Source organism: Achromobacter sp. (assembly GCF_036567245.1).
GTDB lineage: Bacteria > Pseudomonadota > Gammaproteobacteria > Burkholderiales > Burkholderiaceae_B > Achromobacter.
The window spans coordinates 1-5,877 of the sequence record NZ_DATCUY010000330.1 but is presented as its reverse complement, the minus strand read 5'-3'; the positions used below and the strand labels follow the sequence as shown (position 1 = coordinate 5,877).

Here is a 5,877-nt window from a genome sequence, read left to right as displayed (position 1 = left end):
GCGGCCCCGGCGCCGAATGCGTCGGCGGTGGTGCCGGTGGGCGACGTCTCGGCCGTGCCGGCCCCCACCATCGCGGCCAAAGCCTGGATCGTGATGGACGTGAACAGCGGCCAGACCTTGGCCGCCTCCAACCCTGACATGAAAGTCGAACCGGCCTCGCTGACCAAGATCATGACGGCCTACGTCGTGTTCAACGCGCTGGACGAAAAACGCCTGACGCTGGAGCAGACCGTGCCGGTGTCCGAGCGCGCCTGGCGCACGGGCGGTTCGCGCATGTTCATCGAACCGCGCAAGCCGGTTACGGTCGACGAGCTGAACCAGGGCATGATCGTTCAGTCCGGCAACGATGCCTCCGTGGCCCTGGCCGAGGCCGTGGGCGGCAGCGAGGCCTCGTTCGCTTCGCTGATGAATCAGGAAGCCGAACGCCTGGGCATGCGCAACACGCACTTCATGAACGCGACGGGCCTGCCCGATCCGCAGCACATGACCTCCACGCGCGACCTGGCGATCCTGTCGTCGCACCTGATCACCGATCACCCGGACCACTTCCACTACTACAAGCAGAAGAGCTACACCTACAACAAGATCACCCAGCCCAACCGCAACCGCCTGCTATGGGCCGACCCGTCGGTGGACGGCATGAAGACCGGCCACACCGATTCGGCCGGCTACTGCCTGGTGTCGACCGCGGTGCGCGGCGACCGCCGCATCCTGGTGGTCGTGGTGGGCACGGATAGCGAAGCCACGCGCGCCGAGGAAAGCCTGAAGCTGCTGAACTGGAGCTTCCAGAACTTCGACACCGTGAAGCTGTTCGACAAGAGCCAGCCCGGCATCGATGCGCGCGTCTGGGAAGGCACGGCTGAAAGCGTCAAACTGGGCCCGCCCAACCCCGTGTCGATCGCGGTGCCGCGCGGCAAGGCCGGCGACCTCAAGCCGGTGGCACAGCGCACGGATCCGCTGATCGCTCCGCTGGCCAAGGGCCAGCAGGTCGGCACCCTGCAGTTCACGCTGGACGGCAAGGTGCTGCGCACCGAACCGCTGGTGGTGCAGGACGCGGTCGAACGCGCCGGCTTCTTCGGCCGCATGGTCGATACCGTCAAGCGCTGGTTCGAATAATCCTGCCGCGCCGTGGGCGCGGGGGTGTAAGCTAGCAACGGGCGTTTCGCATGAAACGCCCGTGTTTTATTCACGGGACGGACCAGACGGTTCGTCCCTCTCCATTTCATACTCAGGAGTGCCTCATGATTCCGGGCGTGCCGGGCGAAAGCCAGGTGTATCTCAACGGTGAGTTTCTGCGCGTGGACGAGGCCAAGGTCTCCGTCCTCGACCGCGGCTTCATTTTCGGCGACGGCATCTATGAAGTCGTCCCGGTGTACCAAGGCAATGCGTTCCGCATGGCCGAACACCTCAACCGCCTGGACCGCAGCCTGGCTGCCTTGCGGATTGCCCAGCCCTTCGACCGCGAAGGCTGGATCGACCTGATCCAGCAGCTGCTGGCGCGCACCAACCTGGAAACCTGCATCGTCTACCTGCAGGTGACGCGTGGCGTGGCCAAGCGCGACCACCAGTTCCCTTCGACCCCCGTCACGCCGACGGTCTTCGGCATGATCTCGGCCTGGTCGCCGCCGCCCGCCGCGCAGCGCGAGCGCGGCCTCAGCGCCATCAGCATTCCGGACGAACGCTGGCTGCATTGCGAGATCAAGTCGGTTTCCCTGCTGGGCAACGTGCTCGCCAAGCAGCAGGCGGTCGATGCCGAGGTCGATGAAGTGGTGCAGTTCCGCGACGACTACCTGACCGAAGGCTCGTCCACCAATATCTGGGTGGTGTCGGGCGGCAAGCTGCTGGCGCCGCCCAAGAACAACCTGATCCTGGAAGGCATCCGCTACGGCCTGATGGGCGAACTGGCGGCCGAGGCAGGCATTCCCTTCGAGTCGCGCCCCATCACGCGGCAAGAGGTGGAGCAGGCCGACGAGCTGATGCTGTCTTCGGCCACCAAGGAAGTGCTGGCGATCGTGTCGCTGGACGGCAAAGCGGTAGGTTCGGGCAAGCCCGGCCCCGTTTTTGCGCAATTGCGGGCGGGTTATGATGCCCGCATCGCCGCGCTTTAGGTCCGGCGTTACCGGGCGGCTCCCGCGGGGCCGCCCCGGCGGTCTTGCCGGCCGGCGGTTTGCCCCCATATACATTGGATCTGGCCGCCCCGTGGCAGACACCCTCGGGTGCGAATATCGAGCAGTGGCCGCGCCCTGGGGGCAACACCTTATAGGCACATCATGCAACAGATCCCGCCCGAAGATTCCCTCATCGAATACCCCAGCGACTTTCCCATCAAGGTCATGGGCAAGCAGCATCCCGAATTCGCGCAGACGCTGACTGAAGTCGTGCTGCAGTTCGACCCCGCGTTCGACGCCGCCACGGTGGAAATGCGGCCCAGCAAGGGCGGCAACTACATGGGCCTGACCTTCACGGTGCGCGCGACCTCGCGTGAGCAGCTGGACGCGCTCTACCGCGCCCTGCATGGCCATCCGATGGTGTCCATCGTTCTGTAGAGCAATACAGTTGTGATCAAGTGGCTCGCGCGGCCGGCCGACTACCTGTCGGTCTGGCACGACATGCAGGCGTACACCAATCTGCGCGGCGCCGATACGCCTGACGAGATCTGGCTCTGCGAACACGCACCCGTCTATACCCTGGGGCAGGCCGGCCAGCCCCAGCACGTGCTCAACCCCGGCAATATCCCCATCGTCCATTGCGACCGCGGCGGGCAGGTCACCTACCACGGCCCTGGCCAGGTCATGGCCTATGCGCTGTTCGACCTGCGCCGCGCCGACATCTACGTCAAGGAATACGTCAATCTGCTGGAGGGCGCGGTCATCGACACGCTGGCCCAGATGGGCGTAGCCGACGCTTGTCGCAAGCCGGGCGCGCCGGGGGTCTACGTGCCCGATCCTGACGGGGGCGAGCTGGCCAAGATCGCCGCGCTGGGCATCAAGATCCGCAATGGCCGGGCCTATCACGGCGTATCGCTGAACGTGCAGATGGACCTGGCGCCGTTCCTGGGCATCAATCCCTGCGGCTACGCCGGGCTGCGCACCGTGGATATGGCGGTCTGTGGTGTCTACCGCGAGCCCACCGAGACAGGCGAGACGCTGGCGCGCAATCTGGCGCAGGCCTGGGACCGCGCAAGGAACAAGACATGAAGACCTATACCGCGGCCGACGTGGCCGCGACCACGCCCGAGGAACTGGCCCGTCTGCGCGAGCAGGGGCCAGCCGAGGACTATGCCGCCTGGATCCGTGCCGCGGCCGAACTGGGGCTGATCGAAGCCCAGACTATCTACGGCCAGATGCTGCTGGACGGCGCCGGCGTCGAACGCGATCAGGAACAGGGACTGGCGTGGTTCAAGCGCGCCGCCCACGCCGACCATCCCATGGCCATCAATATGGTGGGCCGCTGCTATGAGAACGGCTGGGGCGTGCCGCGCGACGACACGGTCGCGGCCTACTGGTTCCGCCTGGCCGCCGACAAGGGCCTGGACTGGGGCATGTACAACTACGCTCACATGCTGCGCAGCGGCCGCGGCAGCGTGACGCAGAATTCCGCGGCGGCGCTGGCCCTCTATCAGAAAGCGGCGCAAGCCGGCCACGTGAAGTCCATCGGCGTAGTGGGCCGCTACTACGAGGCCGGCGACGTGGTCGAACAGGACATGGACCGCGCCTTCGATTGCTACCAGCGCTGCGCCGAAGGCGGCGATTTCCGCGGCATGTTCCATCTGGGGCGCCTGCTCTTGCTGCGCGGCCGCAAAGAAGACGCTGTGCAATGGCTGATCCAGGTCCCGGAAACGGCCACGCCCGCTTTCCTGCGGGAAGCCAACGACATGCTCCAGGCCAGCGGCTTTCCGCCGCTGTACGAAGGTATTTCGTAGTCAGGGGCCGCCGGGGGCGCCTGGGCTGGGCTGCCGGCCACGCCCGTGCGCCCTAGGTACTGAGCCGTTCCTCGAACACCACCTCGACGATTTCCCGCTCGCCCATGCCGCGCTCGCCTTCCAGGCGGTCCAGCAGCAACTGGGCGGCGCGCCGGCCCAGGATGGCGGCGTCGGCGCCCAGGGTGGTAAGCCCTTGCGCCCATTGCGCGGCGCTGCCGTCGTCCGAGTAGCCCAGCACGGCCAGGTCCTGCGGCACCTGCAGGTCGCGGTTGTGGGCTTCGGATACCGCAGCGGCGGCCAGCAGGTCCGTGGTACAGAACACCGCATCGAAAATCGTATTGGTGGCCAGCAGGCGCAGGAAGGCCATGCGGCCGTCGTTCATGTGCTGCACCTCGGGCTGCACGATGTCCGCCACCAGTTCCAGCCCGAGCGCGGCCGCGCTGCTGATGAAGCCTTCGCGCCGGGCACGTTCCCAGGGGTTGTCGGCGCTGATGCAGGCGACCCGTGCATGGCGCTTGGCGGCCAAGTGCCGCGCCCCCATGCGGCCGGCTTCTACGTTGTCGACCACGACAGCGCCGTCCAGCGGCTGGGCGGATGCGCTCCAGGTTTCCACCACAGGGATCTCCAGCGCCGCGAGCGAGGCTCGCAGGGCGGGATCGTCCACGGGGCCGATGACCAGCGCCGCCGCGGGACGCAGGTCGCCGAGCAGCGGCAGGGCCTGGCTGTCTTGCCAGGGGCCAGCGGCCAGGTAATAGCCGGCGGGCAAGAGCCGTTCGGCGCAGACCTGGATGGCACGGGCGGCGGGCCCCCCGTCCAGACGGGGGGCGATCAGGGCGATGGGGCGGGGCGGGGGCAGGGAAGACATGGGCAAAAGCGGCGGATTCGTCAGGCGTGACGATAACCCAGGCCGGCCCGGGTCGAGGACGCCCGCCTGGGGGGGGGGGCGGGCTCTCGGTCGGCGGATCCTGGCGGCGGAGGGTAAAATGCCGTTTTTGTCTCAGACCCGGCGCGCCCGCGCACCGGGCATGAAGGTGCCCCATGTCTACGCTTGTCGAGTCTCCTGTTCCCTCGAACGAATCCGCCGCCGCGCCCGTGGAAGCGGTCTACGATCCGACGCAAAAGCAGAAATCGCAGGCCAAGACCGCGCGCATCCCCATCAAGATCGTACCGGCCGAGCGCCTGAAGAAGCCTGAATGGATCCGCGTGAAGGCCGCCGCGCCCGGCTCGCGCTTCTACGACATCAAGCGCATCCTGCGCGAGCACAACCTGCACACGGTGTGCGAGGAAGCGTCCTGCCCGAACATCGGCGAATGCTTCGGCAAGGGCACCGCCACCTTCATGATCATGGGTGACAAATGCACCCGCCGCTGCCCCTTCTGTGATGTGGGCCACGGCCGCCCGGATCCGCTGGACACCAACGAGCCCCTCAACCTGGCGCGCACCATCGCCGCCATGAAGCTGTCCTACGTCGTGATCACCTCGGTGGACCGCGACGACCTGCGCGACGGCGGTGCTGGCCACTTCGTGGATTGCATCACGCACATCCGCGAACTGTCGCCCACCACCCGCATCGAGGTGCTGGTGCCCGACTTCCGCGGCCGCCTGGACCGCGCGCTGACGATCCTGAACGCCGGTCCCCCGGACGTCATGAACCACAACCTGGAAACCGTGCCGCGCCTGTACAAGCAGGCGCGCCCGGGCTCGGACTACATGCACTCGCTCAAGCTGCTGGCCGAGTTCAAGAAGCTGCATCCCGACGTCCCCACCAAGTCTGGCCTGATGCTGGGCCTGGGCGAGACCGACGAGGAAATCCTGCAGGTGATGCGCGACATGCGCGAGCACAACGTGGACATGCTGACCATCGGGCAGTATCTGCAGCCGTCGGAGCATCATTTGCCGGTGCTGCGGTACGTGCATCCGGACACCTTTGCGATGTTTGAACGCGAGGCCTATGC

7 protein-coding genes are annotated in these 5,877 nt (G+C 66.8%); 6 read left to right on the top strand and 1 reads right to left on the bottom strand.

Going from position 1 to position 5,877, the window contains the following annotated elements; genetic code table 11:
• The 5 genes from VIR09_RS14420 to VIR09_RS14400 all read left to right on the top strand — a co-directional run.
• The coding region (locus VIR09_RS14420; RefSeq protein ID WP_332013483.1) for a D-alanyl-D-alanine carboxypeptidase family protein at nucleotides 1-1,116 on the top strand (1,116 nt) is incomplete at its 5' end.
• Between the two features lie 125 nt (nucleotides 1,117-1,241).
• Nucleotides 1,242-2,108: a D-amino acid aminotransferase gene (locus VIR09_RS14415; RefSeq protein ID WP_332013482.1), complete on the top strand. Its 867-nt coding sequence runs from the start codon at nucleotides 1,242-1,244 to the stop codon at nucleotides 2,106-2,108.
• A gap of 162 nt (nucleotides 2,109-2,270) precedes the next feature.
• Nucleotides 2,271-2,546 (top strand): YbeD family protein, encoded by a 276-nt coding sequence (locus tag VIR09_RS14410; protein WP_332013481.1) that lies wholly within the window; start codon nucleotides 2,271-2,273, stop codon nucleotides 2,544-2,546.
• Nucleotides 2,547-2,558: 12 nt separating this feature from the next.
• A complete protein-coding gene (gene lipB / locus VIR09_RS14405) occupies nucleotides 2,559-3,197 on the top strand; it encodes a lipoyl(octanoyl) transferase LipB (RefSeq protein WP_332013480.1) in 639 nt (212 codons plus the stop codon).
• Nucleotides 3,194-3,922, top strand: coding sequence for a tetratricopeptide repeat protein (locus VIR09_RS14400; protein WP_332013479.1), 729 nt, complete (start codon nucleotides 3,194-3,196; stop codon nucleotides 3,920-3,922). Before lipB ends, VIR09_RS14400 begins: the two co-directional genes overlap by 4 nt.
• Nucleotides 3,923-3,974: 52 nt before the next feature.
• Here the strand turns inward: VIR09_RS14400 and VIR09_RS14395 are convergent, their stop codons facing one another.
• Nucleotides 3,975-4,787, bottom strand: coding sequence for a LacI family DNA-binding transcriptional regulator (locus VIR09_RS14395; protein ID WP_332013478.1), 813 nt, complete (start codon nucleotides 4,785-4,787; stop codon nucleotides 3,975-3,977).
• Nucleotides 4,788-4,960: 173 nt separating this feature from the next.
• Here VIR09_RS14395 and lipA point away from each other — a divergent pair.
• A partial coding sequence (lipA, locus tag VIR09_RS14390; RefSeq protein ID WP_332013477.1) for a lipoyl synthase occupies nucleotides 4,961-5,877 on the top strand: 917 nt, incomplete at its 3' end.

Coding starts and splice junctions, on each gene's coding strand:
- VIR09_RS14410 (WP_332013481.1), top strand. CDS start 2,271: ATGCAACAGATCCCGCCCGAAGATTCCCTCATCGAATACCCCAGCGAC.
- VIR09_RS14395 (WP_332013478.1), bottom strand. CDS start 4,787: ATGTCTTCCCTGCCCCCGCCCCGCCCCATCGCCCTGATCGCCCCCCGT.
- VIR09_RS14400 (WP_332013479.1), top strand. CDS start 3,194: ATGAAGACCTATACCGCGGCCGACGTGGCCGCGACCACGCCCGAGGAA.
- VIR09_RS14415 (WP_332013482.1), top strand. CDS start 1,242: ATGATTCCGGGCGTGCCGGGCGAAAGCCAGGTGTATCTCAACGGTGAG.